At 68.1% G+C, this 18,565-nt stretch carries 17 protein-coding genes; 7 read left to right on the top strand and 10 right to left on the bottom strand.

Translation table 11 applies throughout. The annotated features are described in order from the left end of the window. Positions 1–41: 41 nt before the first annotated feature. Positions 42–734, bottom strand: a complete 693-nt coding sequence (locus GSQ87_RS06170; protein WP_158914314.1) for a cysteine hydrolase family protein — start codon at positions 732–734, stop codon at positions 42–44. Positions 735–903: 169 nt separating this feature from the next. Between GSQ87_RS06170 and GSQ87_RS06165 the strand changes: the two genes are divergently transcribed. From GSQ87_RS06165 to cysN, 5 genes are all read left to right on the top strand, one after another. Further along, positions 904–1,794, top strand: coding sequence for an alpha/beta hydrolase (locus tag GSQ87_RS06165; RefSeq protein WP_158914312.1), 891 nt, complete (start codon positions 904–906; stop codon positions 1,792–1,794). Between the two features lie 119 nt (positions 1,795–1,913). Beyond that, positions 1,914–2,786: a bifunctional methylenetetrahydrofolate dehydrogenase/methenyltetrahydrofolate cyclohydrolase FolD gene (gene folD, locus GSQ87_RS06160; RefSeq protein ID WP_158914310.1), complete on the top strand. Its 873-nt coding sequence runs from the start codon at positions 1,914–1,916 to the stop codon at positions 2,784–2,786. Positions 2,787–2,819: 33 nt separating this feature from the next. Beyond that, on the top strand, positions 2,820–3,089 hold the full coding sequence (locus tag GSQ87_RS06155) for a hypothetical protein (RefSeq protein ID WP_158914308.1): 270 nt from the start codon (positions 2,820–2,822) through the stop codon (positions 3,087–3,089). Between the two features lie 103 nt (positions 3,090–3,192). Continuing rightward, positions 3,193–4,149: a sulfate adenylyltransferase subunit CysD gene (cysD, locus tag GSQ87_RS06150; RefSeq protein ID WP_158914306.1), complete on the top strand. Its 957-nt coding sequence runs from the start codon at positions 3,193–3,195 to the stop codon at positions 4,147–4,149. Next, positions 4,149–6,077 (top strand): sulfate adenylyltransferase subunit CysN, encoded by a 1,929-nt coding sequence (cysN, locus tag GSQ87_RS06145; RefSeq protein WP_158914304.1) that lies wholly within the window; start codon positions 4,149–4,151, stop codon positions 6,075–6,077. The genes cysD and cysN overlap by 1 nt, the downstream gene beginning before the upstream one ends. A gap of 31 nt (positions 6,078–6,108) precedes the next feature. On the opposite strand, the gene GSQ87_RS06140 is transcribed toward cysN, so the two are convergent. After that, a complete protein-coding gene (locus GSQ87_RS06140) occupies positions 6,109–7,128 on the bottom strand; it encodes a LacI family DNA-binding transcriptional regulator (RefSeq protein WP_158914302.1) in 1,020 nt (339 codons plus the stop codon). Positions 7,129–7,280: 152 nt separating this feature from the next. Between GSQ87_RS06140 and phaR the strand changes: the two genes are divergently transcribed. Next, positions 7,281–7,922, top strand: coding sequence for a polyhydroxyalkanoate synthesis repressor PhaR (gene phaR, locus GSQ87_RS06135; RefSeq protein WP_158914300.1), 642 nt, complete (start codon positions 7,281–7,283; stop codon positions 7,920–7,922). Between the two features lie 9 nt (positions 7,923–7,931). Here the strand turns inward: phaR and GSQ87_RS06130 are convergent, their stop codons facing one another. From GSQ87_RS06130 to GSQ87_RS06100, 7 genes are all read right to left on the bottom strand, one after another. Continuing rightward, the gene (locus GSQ87_RS06130; protein WP_158914298.1) at positions 7,932–8,483 is read right to left on the bottom strand and encodes a hypothetical protein; all 552 of its coding nucleotides are present in this window, start codon (positions 8,481–8,483) and stop codon (positions 7,932–7,934) included. A gap of 91 nt (positions 8,484–8,574) precedes the next feature. Beyond that, entirely contained in the window at positions 8,575–10,389 is a 1,815-nt protein-coding gene (locus GSQ87_RS06125; protein ID WP_158914296.1) for an ATP-binding protein, read from the bottom strand. 284 nt (positions 10,390–10,673) lie between these two features. Next, positions 10,674–11,417 carry a peptidase gene (locus tag GSQ87_RS06120; protein ID WP_158914294.1) on the bottom strand — a complete coding sequence of 248 codons (744 nt, stop codon included), beginning with the start codon at positions 11,415–11,417 and terminating at the stop codon, positions 10,674–10,676. A gap of 54 nt (positions 11,418–11,471) precedes the next feature. Continuing rightward, the gene (locus GSQ87_RS06115) at positions 11,472–12,287 is read right to left on the bottom strand and encodes a transglutaminase family protein (RefSeq protein WP_254062754.1); all 816 of its coding nucleotides are present in this window, start codon (positions 12,285–12,287) and stop codon (positions 11,472–11,474) included. A 7-nt stretch (positions 12,288–12,294) separates the two neighbouring features. Continuing rightward, positions 12,295–13,236, bottom strand: a complete 942-nt coding sequence (locus tag GSQ87_RS06110) for an alpha-E domain-containing protein (protein ID WP_158914292.1) — start codon at positions 13,234–13,236, stop codon at positions 12,295–12,297. Between the two features lie 205 nt (positions 13,237–13,441). Next, positions 13,442–14,854: a circularly permuted type 2 ATP-grasp protein gene (locus GSQ87_RS06105; RefSeq protein ID WP_371416653.1), complete on the bottom strand. Its 1,413-nt coding sequence runs from the start codon at positions 14,852–14,854 to the stop codon at positions 13,442–13,444. A gap of 323 nt (positions 14,855–15,177) precedes the next feature. After that, positions 15,178–16,254 (bottom strand): isoaspartyl peptidase/L-asparaginase family protein, encoded by a 1,077-nt coding sequence (locus GSQ87_RS06100; protein WP_158914290.1) that lies wholly within the window; start codon positions 16,252–16,254, stop codon positions 15,178–15,180. A gap of 50 nt (positions 16,255–16,304) precedes the next feature. Between GSQ87_RS06100 and GSQ87_RS06095 the strand changes: the two genes are divergently transcribed. After that, complete coding sequence (locus GSQ87_RS06095; RefSeq protein WP_158914288.1) at positions 16,305–17,621, top strand: amidohydrolase family protein; 1,317 nt, start codon at positions 16,305–16,307, stop codon at positions 17,619–17,621. A 166-nt stretch (positions 17,622–17,787) separates the two neighbouring features. Here the strand turns inward: GSQ87_RS06095 and fghA are convergent. Further along, positions 17,788–18,565, bottom strand: a 778-nt coding sequence (fghA, locus tag GSQ87_RS06090; RefSeq protein ID WP_158914286.1) for an S-formylglutathione hydrolase, incomplete at its 5' end; no start/stop codon positions are given.

The raw sequence follows: 18,565 nt of genomic DNA, 5'->3' as shown, positions 1-18,565 counted from the left end.
AAAGCGTTGCAGGCAGGGCGCATCCTTTTCGCCCGTCGCGCCTACGAAGATGAAGAGGCGGCGATCAGCGCCGTCACCTCCTGGGCGGTCATCACGTCGGCGAACAATGCGCACATGTTGTTCAGCGTAGCGTTGTGGTTGGCGTCGGTGTGGGCGGCGTTGGCGTCGCTGACGAAAATCACCTTGTAGTTCAGCTGCATCGCGTCACGCGCGGTGCTCTCGCAGCAGGTGTTGGACGCCGTGCCGGTGACGATCAGGGTGTCGATCCCGCGCCCTCCCAGCACCGCGTGCAGGTCGCAGGTCCCGGGCGTGAAGGCGCTGAAGCGCTGCTTGTCCAAGGCCAGGTCGCCGTCCTCCACCGACAGGTCCGGCCAAAGCTCCCAATAATGCGCGCCGGGTGCGAAGGCGGCCTGGTGCGCGGCGCGGCGTTCGGGCGACAGGCGGGAATAGAAGCTGGCCCAGCCCTGGAGCGACTCCACCGGGGTGGTGAACCTGACGAACACGTTCAGGCCGCCGGCCCGCCTCACGGCCTGGCTGATGCGATTGACGTTGGGCACGATCTCGCGGGCGGTCGGCACCTCGACCGGCGCGCCGCCCTCCATGAAGCCGTTCTGGAGATCGATGACCACGTGCGCCGTCCGCGCCAGGTCGATCCGGTCCAGCACGTGCAGGCCGCCGCCGCGATCGCGGCGAAGGCGCGTCTCCAGCGCCGGGTCGAGTTCGATCGAGTGCATCCGTCCCATCCATCCATCACGCATCGCGCCGATGCAGGAAACCACGCCCTGCCGCCCCCGTCGTTCCCCTCCGTCGGACGACACGACCGGGCCGTGGGTGCTAAGAGGCTTGTAAGGAAAAGGGCGGCGAGTCGCGTTGGCCGCACGCACATCGTCAGCGGAGACTAGGATGAAGCGGTCTTTCGTCATCGGGGCCATGTGCGGCCTTCTCGCGCTGACCGGCGCGGCCAGGGCGCAGACGCCGATGGCGGTGATCGCCGATCCGCCGCGCGACGCCGCCCACCCCGCCGGCATGGCCTATGTGCGCATCCCCAGTCACGGCGCGCTGCTCAACGGCGTCCTCTACACGGCGTCGGGACCTGGACCGCACGCCACCCTGCTCCTGCTGCACGGTTTCCCCGGCAACGAACAGAACCTGGACCTGGCGCAGGCGGTGCGGCGCGCCGGCTTCGACGTGCTGACCCTGCACTATCGCGGATCGTGGGGAAGTCCCGGCCGGTTCTCCTTCGCCCATGCGCGCGAGGATGCGGACGCCGCGCTCGGCTTCCTGCGCGATCCGGCGGTCGCCGCCAAGTTCGGGGTCGATCCCCGCCGCATCTTCGTCGCCGGGCACAGTATGGGCGGCTTCATGGCCGCGAGCGCGACCGCCAACGCTCCGCGCGTGGCCGGCCTGATCATGATCTCGGCCTGGAACATGGGACAAGACGCCCAGGGCGGAGCGCCGAAGGCGCTGGCGCGGGCCCATGCGCCGGGATCGGACTTCCCCGACAACGTGATCCCGCTCGGCGGCGCCACCGTGGACGGCCTGGTCGGCGAACTCATCGCCGCGCCCGAGCGATGGGACTTCCGCCGCCTTGCGCCCCGCATCGCGCCACGGCCGGTGCTGTTGGTGACCGCCGAGGACGGTAGCCAGCCCGCCTCCCACGCGCTCGCCGACCGGCTGCGCGCCGTGGGCGACGCCGACGTGCGCGAGGTCCACATGATCACCGACCATCCCTTCTCCGATCACCGGATCGCTCTGGAGTCGGAAATCGTGAAATGGCTGCAGACTAGGCCCTGATCCGCCGCCGTTCCGCCGGGCTAGGGTTTGTGACGGTCGTGCGTTAGCAGGCCGCTCCGGTTCGGCGGACCTCGGTTCCGCCACGCGCGCGCCTCGTGAGCGCTTCCAGGGGTTCGAGCATGACCGCACGCATCATCGACGGCGCCGCCTGCGCCGCCCGGCTGCGCGAGACGATCGCCGCCGAGATCGAGGCCCTGCCCGCGAGCGCGCGCCGTCCGGGCCTGGCCGTCGTGCTGATGGGCGAGAACCCGGCCAGCCAAGTCTATGTGCGCAACAAGGGCGTGGCGACCCGCAAGGCCGGCATGGTCTCCACCGAGCACCGGCTGGCCGCCGACGCGTCCGAAGCCGAGCTGCTGGCGCTGGTCGCCAGCCTGAACGCCGATCCGGGCGTGGACGGGGTGCTGGTCCAGCTTCCCCTGCCCGGCCATATCCAGGTGGCCAGGGTGCTGGCGGCGATCGACCCGGACAAGGACGTGGACGGCTTCCATGCGCTCAACGTCGGCCGGCTGTGGGGCGGCGAGGTTGGTCTGATCCCCTGCACCCCGCGCGGCTGCATGAAGCTGATCGCCGAGGTCGCGCCCAGGCTGGCCGGGATGACCGCCGTAGTGCTCGGCCGCTCGGGCATCGTCGGCAAGCCGATGACCCAACTGCTGCTCGCGGCGGACTGCACAGTGACCATCGCCCATTCCCGCACCCGCGACCTGCCCGGCGTCTGCCGCCAGGCCGACATCCTGGTCAGCGCGGTCGGCGTTCCCGGGCTGGTCAAGGCCGACTTCATCAAGCCGGGCGCCATCGTCATCGACGTGGGTATCAACCGGCTGGATGGCGAGGACGGCAAGACCCGTTTGGTGGGCGACGTGGACTTCGCCGAGGCGGTCGAGGTGGCCGGTGCGATCACCCCGGTCCCCGGCGGCGTCGGCCCCATGACCATCGCGTGCCTGTTGGAAAACACCCTGATCGCCTACAAGCGGCGCGAGGGCCTGGGCGGGTGAGTCGCGCTCGCCACGCGTACGAGGAACCCCGCCATGCCGAAGATCATCGCCGCCTTCGCCCTCGCCGGCCTGCTCGCCGCCGGCTCCGCCCAGGCGCAGGTGTTCACGGCCCAGCGCAGCGCCATCATCCCGCAGGCGCGCGAAGCCTGCGCGGCCGACGTCCAGACCTTCTGCATGGGCCTGCCCCATGTCCGGGGGGCGGTGCGCCAATGCCTCGCCATGAAAGGGACCAGGGTCTCCCCCAAATGCCGCACCGCCCTGGGTCAGATGAGCGGCGGCTTCCTGACCCGCCGCAAGCCCTGATCCCTCGGCCTTCCGCCCCGACGGACGCGATGGCCTGGCCTATGAAGGCTCCCAGCTTTTCTAAAGAGGCGAACTCGGCTTCAGTGCTTAGATGAGGCCGACCATGACCTTGTCCGATCCCCCCCTGCCTCCGGTCGCATCGCACGCGCGCGCCGGATCGGCCGCCCTCACCCATCTGCAGCGCCTGGAAGCGGAGTCGATCCACATCCTGCGCGAGGTCGTGGCCGAGACCGAACGGCCGGTGATGCTGTACTCGGTGGGCAAGGACAGCGCGGTGATGCTGCACCTGGCGCGCAAGGCCTTCTTTCCCGCCCCGCCGCCATTCCCGCTGCTGCACGTGGACACCACCTGGAAGTTCCGCGCCATGTACGCCCTGCGCGACCGGATGGCGGCCGAGGCCGGCATGGAGTTGCTGGTCCACAAGAACCCAGAGGCGGTGGCCGCCGGGATCAATCCGTTCGACCACGGCTCGTCGGTGCATACCGACGTGTGGAAGACCCAGGGGCTCAAGCAGGCGCTGGACAAATACGGCTTCGACGCCGCCTTCGGGGGCGCGCGCCGCGACGAGGAGAAGTCGCGCGCCAAGGAGCGGATCTTCTCGTTCCGCTCCACCAACCACCGCTGGGACCCCAAGAGCCAGCGCCCCGAACTCTGGCGGCTCTACAACGCCCGCAAGGCCAGGGGCGAGAGCCTGCGGGTCTTCCCCCTGTCCAACTGGACCGAGCTGGACGTGTGGCAATACATCCGGCGCGAGGACATCCCCATCGTGCCGCTCTACTTCGCCGCCCCCCGCCCGACGGTGGAGCGCGACGGCCTGCTGCTGATGGTCGACGACGAGCGGTTTCCGCTCCGTCCCGGCGAGGTCCCGGTGGAGCGCTCGATCCGCTTCCGCACGCTGGGCTGCTATCCCCTGACCGGCGCGGTGGAGAGCAGGGCCTCGACCCTGACCGAGGTGATCCAGGAGATGCTGCTGACCACCACCAGCGAGCGCCAGGGCCGCGCCATCGACCACGACCAGTCCGCCTCGATGGAGAAGAAGAAGCAGGAGGGCTACTTCTAATGCCCGCTCCCCCCTCGACCGGCGCCTACCGCACCTCCGAACTGGCGGCCCGCGACATCGACGCCTATCTGGCCGCGCACGAAACCAAGTCGCTGCTGCGCTTCATCACCTGCGGCAGCGTCGACGACGGCAAGTCCACCCTGATCGGCCGGCTGCTCTACGATTCGAAGATGATCTTCGAGGACCAGCTCTCAGCCCTCGAAGCCGATTCAAAGCGCGTCGGGACCCAGGGCCAGGAGATCGACTTCGCCCTGCTGGTCGACGGGCTGGCGGCCGAGCGCGAACAGGGCATCACCATCGACGTGGCCTATCGCTTCTTCGCCACCGACAAGCGCAAGTTCATCGTCGCCGATACGCCCGGCCACGAGCAGTACACCCGCAACATGGTCACCGGCGCCTCCACCGCCGACCTGGCGGTGATCCTGATCGACGCGCGCAAGGGCGTGCTGACCCAGACCCGCCGGCACAGCTATCTGGCCCACCTGCTGGGTATCCGCCACCTGGTGCTGGCGGTGAACAAGATGGACCTGGTCGGCTACGATCAGGCCCGCTTCGACGCCATCGTCGCCGACTACGGCGCCTTCGCCACCTCCATCGGCGTGCGCGACTTCACCGCCATCCCGATCTCCGGCCTGGCCGGGGACAATATCGCCAGCCGCTCGCCGGCCACGCCCTGGTACGCTGGACCATCGCTGATCGAGCACCTGGAAACGGTGGAGTTGGACGTCGCCGCCGACCGGCGCAAGCCGTTCCGCCTGCCGGTGCAGTGGGTCAACCGTCCCAACCTGGACTTCCGGGGTTTCGCCGGCCTGATCGCCTCAGGCGAGGTGCGGCCCGGCGATGCGGTGCGCATCCTGCCCTCGGGCAAGACCTCCACCGTCGCGCGCATCGTCAGTTTCGACGGCGACCTGGACCATGCGGTCGCCGGCCAGTCCGTCACCCTGACGCTGGACGACGAGGTGGACTGCTCGCGCGGGGACGTGATCGCCATCGCCGACCACCCGCCCGAGGTCGCCGACCAGTTCGAGACCACCCTGGTCTGGATGGCGGAGGAGCCTTTGCTGGCCGGGCGATCCTACTGGCTCAAGCTCGGGACCCGGACGGCGGCCGCCACGGTCACCGAGATCAAGCACAAGATCAACGTCAACACCCTGGAGCGGCTGGCGGCCAAGACGCTGGAGCTGAACGGGATCGCCACCTGCAATATCTCGCTGGACCAGCCGATCGCCTTTGAGCCCTACGCCGAGAACAAGGACCTGGGCGGCTTCATCCTGATCGACCGGATGACCAACGCCACGGTTGCGGCCGGGATGATCGGCTATGCGCTGCGCCGCGCGCACAACATCCACTGGCAGGCGCTCGACGTCTCCCGCGAGACCCGCGCGGCGGCCAAGGGCCAGAAGCCGGCGGTGCTATGGTTCACCGGCCTATCGGGCGCCGGCAAGTCCACCATCGCCAACCTGGTGGAGAAGAAGCTGCAGGCGGAGGGTCGCCACACCTACCTGCTGGATGGCGACAACGTGCGCCATGGCCTCAACCGCGACCTGGGCTTCACCGACGCGGACCGGGTGGAGAACATCCGCCGGGTGGCCGAGGTGGCCAGGCTGATGGCCGACGCCGGCCTGATCGTGCTGGTCAGCTTCATCTCGCCGTTCCGCGCCGAACGCGACATGGCCCGCGCCATGCTGCCCGAGGGCGAGTTCTTCGAGGTGTTCGTCGATACACCCTTGCAGGTGGCCGAAAGCCGCGACGTGAAGGGACTCTACAAGAAGGCCCGCGCCGGACAGCTAAAGCACTTCACCGGCGTCGACAGCCCCTACGAGGCGCCCGAGCATCCCGAACTCCGCCTCGCCGCCGCCGAGGGCGAGCCGGCCGAGCATGCCGAGGCTGTGGTGGCGTTGCTGAAGGCGCAGGGCGTGGTGGGGTAGCGATCCTTCTCCCGCAAGGGGAGAAGGAACCCTACCCCCTCGCCACCCCCGTCGATCCCCGCACCACCACCTCCAGGTCGAACATGATCCTCCTAGGCATGGGCTCCCTGGAGATCAGCACCCGCGCCGCCGCCGCGCTCATATCCGTCACCGGCTGGCGCACGGTGGTCAGTTGCGGCCATGTGAGCAGCGCCGTGCGGGAGTCGTCGAAGCCGGCGACCGACAGGTCTTCCGGGATGTGCAGCCCCAACCGGCTGGCGGTCAGCATCGCGCCCAGCGCCATGTCGTCGTTGCTGGCGAAGATCGCGGTCGGCCGATCGGGGCGCGCCAGCAACCGCTCCCCCGCCTCCATCCCCGATCGGGAAGTGAAATCGCCCGTCACCACCAGGTCCGGCTCCGGCGCCAGCCCTCTCGCCCGCAGCGCCGAGGCGAAGCCGTCGTAGCGCAGGCGCGTCGCCCCATGTCCGGAAGGACCCTCGATGAAGCCGATGCGCCGATGCCCGAGGTCCAACAGGTGCGTCGTCAGCTCCGCCGCCGCCGCCGCGTCGTCGATCAGGATGGCCGTCCCCACCTCTCCGGCCGTGTAGGGCGCGATGCGCACGCAGGGCAGCCCCCGCGCCGCCAGCGCCGCCAGCAGCAGCGCATTGTCCGAAAGCGGCGGGGTGAGGATCAGCCCATCGGTGAGCGAGCCCTGCAGCAGGCGCGCCACCTGCTGTTCGAAATCTGCGGCGCCGGAATCCATCTCCTCAACGATCAGGTGGTAGCCGACCGCCCGGCACTGCCGCAGTGCGCCCAGCTGAAGATCGTGGACGTAGCTCGCGTTCGGATTGTCGAACAGCAACGACAGCAGATACGAGCGCGAGCCCGCCAAGCTGCGCGCGAAGATGTTCGGCCGGTAATCGAGATCGCTCAGCACCGCCTCGACCCGTTCACGGGTCGCGCTGGAGACGTTCGCCTCTCGATTGACCACCCGCGACACGGTCTTGATCGACACCCCGGCGCGGGCGGCGACGTCGCTCAGGGTGACAGGGCCATTCGTCTTCAGACGCATCTCCCCCATAAATCCGGATCGTCCGCATTCGATCATAAGGCCTAAGGCCGCCGTCGTCTGCATGCCCGCTAAAAGCTCACCCTAGCGGAAGCAGGGCGATCCACGATAGTCTTACGAAACGTCGCCGTTCGCGACGAGGGATGGAGGATTAGGTGTCCGAAACAGCCCAGGGTGAACCTGGCCCGGAAGCCAAGAAGACCGGCGACCGCGTGGTCATCAAGAAGTATGCGAACCGGAGGCTGTATAATACACAGTCCAGTTCCTACGTCACACTCGAACACCTGTCCGACATGGTCAAGGAGGGCGTGGATTTCGTCGTCTATGACGCCAAGACCAACGAAGACATTACCCGCCAGGTCCTGACCCAGATCATCTTCGAGGCGGAGAACAGCGGCCAGAACCTGCTGCCGATCCAGTTCCTTCGTCAGCTCATCCAGCTTTACGGCAACCAGATTCAGGGGTTGGTGCCCGGTTATCTGGAAATGTCGCTGGACGCCTTCGCCCAGCAGCAGGACCGGCTGCGCGAACAGGTGGCCGGCTCGCTCGGCGCGGGCTTCCCCACCCCCTTCACCGGCAAGGAGGGCTACCGCGTGTTCGAAGAGCAGATCCGCCAGAACATGGTGCTGTTCGACCGGGCGATGAAGATGTTCACCCCCTTCGCCTACACTCCGCCCGAGGCCCATCGCCCCGAACCAGCGGCGACGCCCCCGGCCGAAGACGACTCCATCGCCGACCTGAAGAGCCGCATGGACGAGATGCAACGCCAACTCGAACGCCTCGCCAAGAAAGGGTGAGCTAGGCCCTCACCTCGGCGCCGCCGTCGACGGGATGGGTTGCGGGGCCGGGGTCCCGCCAAGTGGCGCGAGCGCGTCGCTGACCCGTTCGCCGCGCTGGTTGGTGGCCTGGCCGATATCCCAACCCGCCGGGCAGTCGCCCAGGCGGGCGTAGCGGAGCGTCTGGCGATAGCCCTTGCCGGTGTCGAGCGAGCTGATGCTGAAGCTTGCCTCGAAGGCCCGGGCCGGATCGCCGTGGTTGGAGGCGTTGACCGCATAGGTCTCTCCGCCCAGCGTGCATCGGAAGGCCCAACCGTCCTTGGTGCGGACCGCATCTCCGAGCCGTCCGCAGAGCTGATCCCCGATCGCGGGGTTTGGCCTGCCGAACCCCTTGCGCATCTGCGTGTCGGTGCAGACCCGGATCGGCCTGCCCGGCTGGCCCACCGCCTGGACGGACCAGAACTGTGGACGGTCCACGGCGGCCTGGCGCGCGCGCCAGAACGCGTCGGTCTGCGCGCCCCGCTGGTCGCATCCCCCCAGGATAAGGATAGCGACGATGGGCGCGAGCGGGGCGAACTTCATCGGCGACCCTTTCGAGACGCGGAGGACCGCGCCGGATTACGACTGTAGTCGATCCATGACTACATGCGTAAACCGTCTCGTCAAGGCGAGATCAGGCCGCCAGGGTCTCGCTGTCGGAGCGGGTCATCGCCAGATTGATGGCGTCGAACAGGGCGCCGGCGGTGAACGGCTTGGACAGGTGCAGGTCGGCGCCGGCCTCGACGGCCGCGGCGATCTGGTCGGGCAAGGCGTTGGCGGTCAGCATGATTACGGGCGTGCGCGGGAGAGAGCCCTCCAGCTCCACGCGGCGGATTTCACGGATGGCGGTCAGGCCGTCCATGACCGGCATCTGCATGTCCATCAGCACCAGTTCGAACGGCTGCGCGCGAAACTTCTCCAGGGCCTGCGCCCCGTCCTCGACGCTGGTCAGGTCGGCCAGGCCGCCCTCCAGCATCAGCTCCACCACCTTGCGGTTGGTGGGGTGGTCGTCGGCCAGCAGGATGCGCATCGCCTGATCCATGCCCTCGGACGCGATCTCCACCTCGGGCGTGGGTTCGAGCTCGGCCGCCTCCAGCGGCAGTTCCACCCAGAAACGCGAACCGACGCCCGGTTCGCTCGAACAATCCAGCGCGCCGCCCATCAGCTTGGCCAGGTCGCGGCAGATCGACAGGCCGAGGCCCGTGCCGCCGAACCGGCGGGCGATGGAGCTGTCGGCCTGCTCGAAGCGTCCGAGCACCTTGGCCTTGTCGGCCATGGGGAAGCCGACCCCGGTGTCGATGACGGTGAAGCGCGCCGCGCCATCGGGCGTGCGGTCCGCGATCAACCGCACCTCGCCCTTCTCGGTGAACTTGACCGCGTTGCTGAGCAGGTTGGTCACCACCTGGCGCACGCGCACCAAGTCGCCCATCACGGTCTGGTCGATCTCCGGCGCCACCTCGATCACCAGGCGCACGCCCTTCTCGTCGCACTTGAGCTGGGACAGGCCGGCGACGGATCGGGCCATGTCGCCGGCGTGGAAGACCGCGGCCTCGATGGTGATCTTGCCGGATTCCATGCGGGCCACGTCCAGGATGTCGGACAGGAGGCGCTGCAAGGTGTCGCCGGACGCGCAGATGATCTCGACCATCTCGCGCTCCTTGGACTCCAGGTTGGCGCGCGACAGCATGTCGGCCACCGCCACCACCCCGTTCAGCGGCGTGCGGATCTCGTGACTCATATTGGCCAGGAACTCGCTCTTGGCGTGGTTGGCGGCTTCGGCCTGCTCGCTGGCGATGCGCAGCCGCTGCTCGTAGGCTTCATGATCGCGGAAGGCCAGGGCGACCAGGGCCGCCGCCCCGATGATCAGCACGAACATGCCCGTGAACATGCCCGCCACCAGCAAGGCGGTTTCACGCCCCGCCTGCTCAAGCTCCGCTTCCTGGCGATGGACCGAAGCGAGCTGAAGCGCGATCAGCCGCGCCGTGCCTTGCCGGATGCCGGACATGTAACGCTCGCCCCGCCCCGACTTGCGCAAGCGCAACAGCGTCTCCGGCTCCCCTGTCCTGCGCAGCTCGATCGACTGGGCGAGGTAGTCGAGCTTTTGACCGAGAAGTTGGGAAACGATCGCGAATTGCTCCTGTTGTCCGGGGACAGTCAGATCCTTGGAGAGCTGCTGTCGAAACTCCGGCAATTTGTCGAGCGCGGCGTAATAGGGAAGTAGGAAGGCCGGGTTGCCCGAAAGCAGGAAGCCCCGCTGGCTGGATTCGGCCTGGGTCGCATATCGCAGCAGGCCGTACATCTCGCCCCGCGCATTCTGGGCGACGTCCAGGCGGCGCTCGAGCTGGAGCTGGTGACGGTAACTCCCGAGCAGGATGAGCCCGCTCAGAACCAGCCCCGCCGGCAGCATCACCAGACCGACGAAAGCAGCCCATCGGACCTTTCGGCCCATATGCAATTTCCGGTTGAAAATTGGCAGGGCGTTCGTGAGGATATCGCGAGCCATGGCCCTCACCGAGGTATCTTGGTTAGTTTGATATCCCCAAATTCGCTTTAGAAATCTTAACGGCTTCATCTCTGCAACGCGCGTGATCAAGGCGTGAGCCTGGAAGTCGCAAGACGATCTGGGTGATTGACGCTCTATATCAACCTAATGAGTTGAGTATTTCTAGGTAATAATATAAGCAAATCCCAACACAAGTGGATATTTCGAAATATTAGCAAAGAAAAACACAATCAATTATTACCATTCCCATAGGGCACCGGCGGGATGTCGACGATGGCGTCACGCAACGCCGTCGACCAGCGTTCGCCGAGATCATGGAAATAGACGTCGTCCACTTCGATGCGGTGGGATAGTTCGGGTGTCAGTTCGCCACGCCGCAGCAACAGCAGGTCGATCGGCATGCCCACCGCCAAGTTGGACCGCAGCGTGCTGTCGAACGACACCAGCCCCACCTTCAGCGCCTCGTACAGGTCGGTCTCGTAATTGACCGAGCGCAGCAGGATCGGCTTGCCGTACTTGGTCTCGCCGGCTTGGAAATAGGGCGTTTCGGGCTCGCACTCGATGAAGTTGCCTTCGCTGTAGATCAGGAAAAACCGCATCTCCTCGCCGGCGATCTGGCCCCCGAACAGCAGGGTGACGTCGGCTGAGATCTCGGGCTCGACCGCCTCGGCGATCTTGCGCCTCACGGTGGCCACCGCGTCGCCCAGCAGCTTGGCGGCGCTGAACATGTCCTTCACCGTCATCAGGGTGTGGACCTCCTCGGTGATCGGGTCGCGCACCCCATTGGACAGGTTGCTCAGCACCGACTGGGTCACCGACAGGTTGCCGGCCGTGGCCACGGCCAGGAACCTGTCCTGCCCCTCGACGGTATGCAGCTTGCGGAACACCGAGATGTTGTCGACGCCGGCGTTGGTGCGGGTGTCGGCGATCATCACTAGGCCGTCCTTCAGCAGGAGGCCGCAGCAATAGGTCATGGGTCCGTTCCTCCGGCCGCTCGGCGCGCCCTTGGCCGCCGTCGCCGGCCCGGCCTATTGGCCCGCCGGGGTAACGCGCAGCTTCACGTCCAGTTGTTCGCCGCCACCTCCATAGCGGCTCCCGCGCACCGGCGCCGCCCCCAAATAGTCCAAGCCGATGGCGACGCGGACATAGGCGTCGGTGGGGCAGACCCCGTTGGCGGCGTCGAAACCGACCCAGCCCAGGTCCTCGACATAGGTTTCGCACCAGGCGTGACCGGCCTCCTGGTCGATCTCCCCGTCGCTGCGGGCGAGGTGGCCGGAGACGTAGCGGGCCGGCATGCCCATGACGCGGGCCGCCCCGATGAAGATGTGGCTGAGATCCTGGCACACGCCCCGCTTCATCGCGAACGCCTCCGCCGCCGTGGTGGTGGAGGTGGTCGGGCTGGTGTCGAACGCCACCTGCTCGTTCAGCGCGCCCAACAGGGCGTGCAGCTGGTCCAGCTTCGAACCGCCCTTGGCGGCGACCTCGGCGGCGAAGGCGTGCAGGGCCGCGTCGCAGCGGGTCAGGTCGGTCTCGCGCAGGAAGACGGCGGGCGGGAACCGCTCGATCGCCCCATGGACCATGCCGCCGGTGTCGGAAGTGTCGACCTCGCCGATCACCCGCGCCATCAATCGGCGCACGGGTCCGGCCAGCGACAGCATGTGGACCACGTTGCCCAGCGCATCCTCTCCGGCCCGCAGCCGGCCGTCCCCATCGATCTCCACCCGCCAGTCGCGCACGTGCTGGCCGTCATAGGGACGCGGCGTCATGCGCAGCACCTGCTGGATCAGGCGAGCGGGGGTGTCGTATTCGTAGCGGGTCACGTAATCCACGTGGACGCGCATCATCCCCCCATCAGGTCAGGTACTGGTCCGCGATGGAACCGCCGAGCTGGACGTTGTCGTCGAGAAATCCGGTGATGAACTCGTGCAGGCCGGATTGGAAGATATCTTCGATCCGCGCGCCCGTCAGCCGCGCCAGGATCGAGCGCGCCTGCTTCTGGCTGGGCCCGCGCCGCCCATAGGCCTCGGCCAGCAGGTCGGTCTGGCGCGCGATCACCTCGTAGCAACTGGCCAGCGAACGCGGCATCTGTCTGTTGAGGATCAGCAGGTCGGCCACCAGCCACGGCTTGACGCTCTGGCGGTAGACCCAGCGGTAAGCAGTGTTGGCCGAGACCTCGCGCAGGATGGTGGACCACTGGAAGTAGTCCAGCGAACCGCCCACCCGCTCATGCTCGGGGAGCAGGATATGGTACTTCACGTCCAGGATGCGGGCGGTGTTGTCGGCCCGCTCGATCGCCCCGCCCAGACGCACGAACCAGTAGACGTCGTTCCTCAGCATGGTGCGCCGCGCCGCGCCATCGAAGGCGCGCACCACGCCCTTCACCCACTCCAGGAAGCGGATCAACTCCTCGCTGTCCATGCCCCGGGCCGGGAAGCGCGACAGCTCCACCGCCGTGTCGCTGACCGCATCCCACATCTCCGGCGTCAGCGCGGTGCGCACCGCCCGCGCATTGGTGCGCGCGGTGGTCAGGCAGTTGCGGATCGAGGAGGGGTAGTCGGGGCTGAAGGCCAGCCAGTCGCGCACCGTCTCCTCGGTGGCGTCGCCATAGCGGGCGTAGAACTCTTCCGCCGCCCCGGCCGAAGCCACCGCGCTCTCCCACTCGGTGGAGGAGCCGCCATAGCTGGCCGGCAGCGAGGCGGCGCGCATCGCCGTCTCCAGCAGGCGGGCGAGATAATCGGCGCGCTCCATGTAGCGCGCGGTCCAGAACAGGGCGTCGGCGGTGCGTGCGAGCATCTAAGCTTCCCCTGGACAGGTTTCCCCCTCCCCCTCGAAGGGGGAGGGCCCGGGTGGGGGTGCATGCGCTGGGGGTTCCTGACGCGCCGATGAGGCGACGCCTCCCGCGCCCTTCCCACCAAACACTGCGAACACCCCCATCCCTGCCCTTCCCCCTTCGAGGGGGAAGGAAGACAGCGGGCGATTGGCGATCCCAGCCACCACGCTAAACATCCAACACCCAGGTGTCCTTGGTCCCGCCGCCCTGGCTGGAGTTGACCACCAGCGAGCCCTCCTTCAGAGCCACCCGCGTCAACCCGCCGGGGATGATCCGCACCTCGTCCGCGCCGCTGAGCACAAAGGGCCGCAGGTCGACGTGGCGGGGGGCGACGCCGCTCTCGACGAAGGTCGGGCAGGTGGACAGCGCCAGCGTCGGCTGGGCGATGAAGGTCTCCGGCGACGCCTTCAGCCGATGGCGGAAGGTCTCGATCTCGGCCTTCGAAGACGTCGGCCCGACCAGCATGCCGTAGCCGCCCGACCCGTTGACCTCCTTGACCACCAGTTCCGGCAGGCGATCGAGCACATGGGCCAGCGCCTCCGGCTCGCGGCAGCGCCAGCTCGGCACGTTCTTCAGGATCGGCGCCTCGCCGGTGAAGAAGCGGACGATCTCGGGCATGTAGCTGTAGATCGCCTTGTCGTCGGCCGCCCCCGCGCCCGGCGCATTGGCCAGCGTGACGTTGCCCGCGCAGTAGGCGCTCATCAGGCCCGGCACGCCCAGCATGCTGTCGGGCCGGAACACCAGCGGGTCGATGAAGTCGTCGTCGATACGGCGGTAGATTACGTCCACCCGCTTGGCGCCCTCAGTGGTGCGCATGAACACCACCTCGTCCTGCACGAACAGGTCGCGCCCCTCCACCAGCTCGATGCCCAGCTTGTCGGCCAGGAAGCTGTGCTCGTAGAAGGCGGAGTTGTGCAGCCCGGGCGTCATCAGCACCACCGTCGGGTCCGCCGAGGCCCGCTGGGGCGCGACCGAGCGCAAGGTGGTCAGCAGGGCGTCGGTATAGGTCTCGACCGGCGCCACGCGATGGCTGGAGAACAGGTCCGGGAACAGGCGCATCATCACCTCCCGGTTCTCCAGCATGTAGGAGACGCCGGACGGCGTGCGGCAGTTGTCCTCCAGCACATAGAAGTCGTCCGGCCCGGTGCGCACCAGGTCGATCCCCGCCACGTGGACATAAACGCCGTGCGGCGGGCGCTGGTTGACCATCTCCAGGCAGAACTGCGGATTGCGCAGGATCAGGTCGGCCGGGACGATCCCGGCGCGGATACACTCGCGCGGGCCGTAGATGTCGGCCAGGAATGCATTCAATGCGCGCGCCCGTTGCACCAGGCCGCGCTCCAGCCCTGCCCATTCTTTTTGCGTGATGATACGCGGGATGATGTCGAACGGGATCAGCCGCTCCTCGGCCTCGGCATCGCCATAGACGGCGAAGGTGATGCCGATCCGTCGGAACAGCAGCTCGGCCTGCTCGCGCCGGGCCTTCAGCAGGCCTGGCGGCGCGTCGTCCAGCCAGCGTTTCACCGCCGTATAGCCGTCGCGCACCTCCGGAGACGTCTGGTCGTCCGGGGCGCCGTTCATCTCGTCGAATGCCAGCATGCTCAGCGCCTGTTCACCCTGACGATCTGAGCAAATCGCTCAGCCGCACACTTCGCTGCTCAAGCGTGCAGAACGTCAATCGGCTCCATCGCCTGGATTTTGTGCGAAAGGGCGCGGCGCGGATGAATTTTGGGGCAGTGCGCGGCGGGCCCTCTCCCCTTGCGGGAGAGGGAGGGGCCCGTTGCGTTAGCAATGGGAGGGTTGAGGGGTCGCGCTGCGATGTCCGCGGCCGACGTTCGTCGACCCTCATCCTTCCCAGCAAAGCTGGGCCCCTTCCTTCTCCCGCAAGGGGAGAGGGAGAAGCGCTACGGCTCGTCCTTGTAGATCCCGACCATCTCGGCCCCACCCGCGCTCACCTTCGCCCGGTACATGCCCGAGGTGTTGAAGCTCCACGCCACCTGGCCGTCCGGCGCCATGGCGATCACCCCGCCGTCGCCGCCCAGCGCGGTGAGCTGCTTGTGGATCACCTCGTCGGCGGCGGCTTGCAGCCCCATACCTTTGTACTGGACCAGGGCGCAGATCTCGCGCGCCACGGTCAGGCGAATGAAGTACTCGCCCGCCCCGGTGGCAGAGACCGCGCAGGACTGGTTGGACGCATAGGTCCCCGCCCCGATGATCGGGCTGTCGCCGACCCGGCCCCACAGCTTGGCCTGAATGCCGCCGGTCGAGGTGCCGGCAGCCACGTTCCCGTGTTCGTCCAGCGCCGCCACGCCCACGGTGCCGAAGCGGTGGGCGTCCGGCCCCTCCAGCACCGCCAGCGGCTGGGCGGGCGGCGGCGGCGCGCCGGCCGGGCGCGGCGGGATCGGGCGGCCCTCCTTGTTCAGCTCCTTCACCAGGCCTTCCCAGCGATGCTCGGTGAAGAAGAAGCTGGGATCGACCTGCTCCAGCCCCTGCGCCTTGGCGAAGGCGTCCGCGCCCGAGCCGATCAGCATGACGTGGGGCGAATGCTCCATCACCGCGCGGGCGAGGCTGATGGGGTGGCGGGTGCGGGTGACGCCGGCAACCGACCCGGCCATCAGCGTCTTGCCGTCCATCACCGCGGCGTCGAGCTCGTTCTTGCCCTCGGCGGTGAAGACCGCGCCGCGACCGGCGTTGAACAGGGGATCGTCCTCCAGGATGCGGATCGAAGCTTCCACGGCGTCCACGGAGCTTCCGCCCCGCTTCAGCACCGCCGCACCGGCTTCAAGCGCCGCCTTCAGGCCGGCGCGATAAGCGGCGTCCATCTGCGGGCTCATCTCGGCGCGCTCGATCACCCCGGCGCCGCCGTGCAGGACGATGGACCAGTGCGGTTTCGGCGGGGTTTGGGATTGGGCCATGGCGGGTCCTCCGACGATCAGGGCCACAGCAGCCACCGCCGCACCCAACAGGCTCTTTACGGCCATGCGAAACTCCGCTCCCCTGCCCGCACATCACGGGACGGGGCGGATTTGGCATGAGATTGCGGCGCAGGGGAACAGGCGTTCTGGCGGTGGTGGCGACGGCGGCGCTGGCGCTGCTTTCGGCGGCGTCCGGCGCCCACGCGGCCGAGCCGGTGGCGACGCTGCTCCGGCCCGCGCGGGTCTTCACCGCCGACGACGGGAGCGTCCATCCCGGCTGGGTGGTGCTGGTGCAGGGGAACAGGATAACCGCCGTCGGCCCCGCCGCCACGATCTCTGCCCCGCCCGGCGCTCAGGTGGTGGAGCTGCCGGACACGACCCTGCTGCCGGGGCTGATGGACATCCACTCCCACCTGTTCCTGCATCCCTACAACGAGACCCTGTGGGACGATCAGGTGATCAAGGAGCCGCTGGCGCTGCGCACGCTGCGCGCCGGCAAGCAGGCGACCGCGACCCTGATGGCCGGCTTCACCACCCTGCGCGACCTGGGCACCGAGGGCGCGGGCTCCGCCGACGTCGGGTTGAAGCAGGCCATCGAGCAGGGGGTCGTCGCCGGGCCACGCCTGTTCGTCGCCACCCGCGCCATCGTCGCCACCGGCGCCTATGGTCCCGCCCGCCGCAGCTATCCCGGCGCTGTCGAGCTGACCCAGGGCGCGCAGGAGGTCTCGGGCGTGGACGAGATGATCCGGGCCGCGCGCGAACAGGCGGCGGCGGGCGCTGACTGGATCAAGGTCTATGCCGACTACCGCGTTGGACCAGACGGCTCGACCCAGCCGACCTTCAGCGAAGCGGAACTAAGGGCGCTGGTGGAGACCGCCCACTCCGAGGGCCATCCCGTCGCCGTCCACGCCTCCACCGACGAGGGGATGCGGCGCGCGGCTTCGGCCGGGGTGGACACCATCGAGCACGGCTACAACGGCAGCGAGGCGACCTTCGCCCTGATGGCCAAGCAGGGCGTGGCCTACCTGCCCACCCTGACGGCGGTGGAGGCGAGCGGGATCTACTTCCAGCACTACATCCCCGGCCAGTCGCCGCCGACGCCGGCCATGCAGACCGCCGCCCACGCCTTCGCGCTCGCGCGCCGGCTGGGGGTGACGGTGGGGTGTGGCTCGGACGTCGGCGTGTTCACCCACGGCGACAACTGGCGCGAGCTGGACTGGATGGTGCGCGACGGCATGACCCCGGCCCAGGCCCTGCTGGCCGCGACGGCCGTGGACGCCAAGATCCTGCGCCAGGGCGACCGACTGGGACACCTGCATGCTGGGTATATGGCCGACCTGATCGCGGTGACGGGCGACCCGACGGTCGATATCCAGGCGGTGCGACGGGTGGTGTTCGTGATGAAGGACGGGACGGTTTACAAGCGGCCCTAGCTTCTCCTTCTCCCCTTGCGGGAGAAGGAAGGGGCCCGCGTGTCGATAGACGCGTGGGAAGGTTGAGGGGTCGTGCTGCGATATCAACGGCGAACATCCGTCGACCCCTCACCCTCCCATTGCTAACGCAACGGGCCCCTCCCTCTCCCGCAAGGGGAGAGGGGCCTCAGGCCAACCGCGCCGCGTGCCAGCGCAGGTGCTCTTCGATGAAGCTCGAGACGAAGTAGTAGCTGTGATCATAGCCCGGCTGCATCCGCAGGGTCAGCGGCAGGTCGGCCTTGGCGCAGGCGGCGGCCAGCAGGTCGGGGCGGAGCTGGGTGTGCAGGTAGGCGTCGACCTCGCCCTGGTCCACCAACAGCTCGTCCACCCGATGGCCCCGCGCGATCAGTTCGCAGGCGTCGTACTGCGCCCAGGCCTCGCGGTCGCCGCCCAGGTAGCCCGAGAACGCCTTGTGGCCCCAAGGGACCTGCGACGGCGCTGAAATGGGCGCGAACGCCGACACCGAGCGATAGGCGCCGGGGTTCCTCAACGCGGTGACCAGCGCCCCGTGCCCGCCCATGGAAAACCCCATGATCGCCTTGCGCGCCATGTCGGCGGGAAAATGCTCGCCGATCACGCCCGGGAGTTCGGCGGCGACATAGCTGCCCATGCGGTAGTTGGCGGCGTAGGGCTGTTGGGCGGCGTCTAGATAGAAGCCCGCGCCCAGGGCGAAATCCCATCCGCCCTCGGGATCGGTCGCCACCCCCTCGCCGCGCGGCGAGGTGTCGGGCGCCACCAGGATCAGGCCCAGCTCGGCGCAGGCGCGGCGGTACTCGCCCTTTTCCACCACGTTGATGTGGGTGCTGGTCAGGCCCGACAGCCAGAACACCACCGGCAGCTTGGCGCCCGTCTTCGCTTGGGGCGGAACGAAGACACTGAAGGTCATCGACGTCCCGGTCTCGCGG

The organism is Caulobacter sp. S45 (assembly GCF_009765965.1).
Lineage (GTDB): Bacteria > Pseudomonadota > Alphaproteobacteria > Caulobacterales > Caulobacteraceae > CAHJWH01.
The sequence above is the reverse complement of the archived record's forward strand: the minus strand, read 5'-3'. Positions and strand labels throughout refer to the sequence as shown.

What these genes read in the sequence shown, in the direction of transcription:
- GSQ87_RS06170 (WP_158914314.1), bottom strand. Translation starts at nt 734, where the DNA reads ATGCACTCGATCGAACTCGACCCGGCGCTGGAGACGCGCCTTCGCCGC.
- GSQ87_RS06165 (WP_158914312.1), top strand. Translation starts at nt 904, where the DNA reads ATGAAGCGGTCTTTCGTCATCGGGGCCATGTGCGGCCTTCTCGCGCTG.
- folD (WP_158914310.1), top strand. Translation starts at nt 1,914, where the DNA reads ATGACCGCACGCATCATCGACGGCGCCGCCTGCGCCGCCCGGCTGCGC.
- GSQ87_RS06155 (WP_158914308.1), top strand. Translation starts at nt 2,820, where the DNA reads ATGCCGAAGATCATCGCCGCCTTCGCCCTCGCCGGCCTGCTCGCCGCC.
- cysD (WP_158914306.1), top strand. Translation starts at nt 3,193, where the DNA reads ATGACCTTGTCCGATCCCCCCCTGCCTCCGGTCGCATCGCACGCGCGC.
- cysN (WP_158914304.1), top strand. Translation starts at nt 4,149, where the DNA reads ATGCCCGCTCCCCCCTCGACCGGCGCCTACCGCACCTCCGAACTGGCG.
- GSQ87_RS06140 (WP_158914302.1), bottom strand. Translation starts at nt 7,128, where the DNA reads ATGCGTCTGAAGACGAATGGCCCTGTCACCCTGAGCGACGTCGCCGCC.
- GSQ87_RS06130 (WP_158914298.1), bottom strand. Translation starts at nt 8,483, where the DNA reads ATGAAGTTCGCCCCGCTCGCGCCCATCGTCGCTATCCTTATCCTGGGG.
- GSQ87_RS06125 (WP_158914296.1), bottom strand. Translation starts at nt 10,389, where the DNA reads ATGGGCCGAAAGGTCCGATGGGCTGCTTTCGTCGGTCTGGTGATGCTG.
- GSQ87_RS06120 (WP_158914294.1), bottom strand. Translation starts at nt 11,417, where the DNA reads ATGACCTATTGCTGCGGCCTCCTGCTGAAGGACGGCCTAGTGATGATC.
- GSQ87_RS06115 (WP_254062754.1), bottom strand. Translation starts at nt 12,287, where the DNA reads ATGATGCGCGTCCACGTGGATTACGTGACCCGCTACGAATACGACACC.
- GSQ87_RS06110 (WP_158914292.1), bottom strand. Translation starts at nt 13,236, where the DNA reads ATGCTCGCACGCACCGCCGACGCCCTGTTCTGGACCGCGCGCTACATG.
- GSQ87_RS06105 (WP_371416653.1), bottom strand. Translation starts at nt 14,854, where the DNA reads ATGAACGGCGCCCCGGACGACCAGACGTCTCCGGAGGTGCGCGACGGC.
- GSQ87_RS06100 (WP_158914290.1), bottom strand. Translation starts at nt 16,254, where the DNA reads ATGGCCGTAAAGAGCCTGTTGGGTGCGGCGGTGGCTGCTGTGGCCCTG.
- GSQ87_RS06095 (WP_158914288.1), top strand. Translation starts at nt 16,305, where the DNA reads ATGAGATTGCGGCGCAGGGGAACAGGCGTTCTGGCGGTGGTGGCGACG.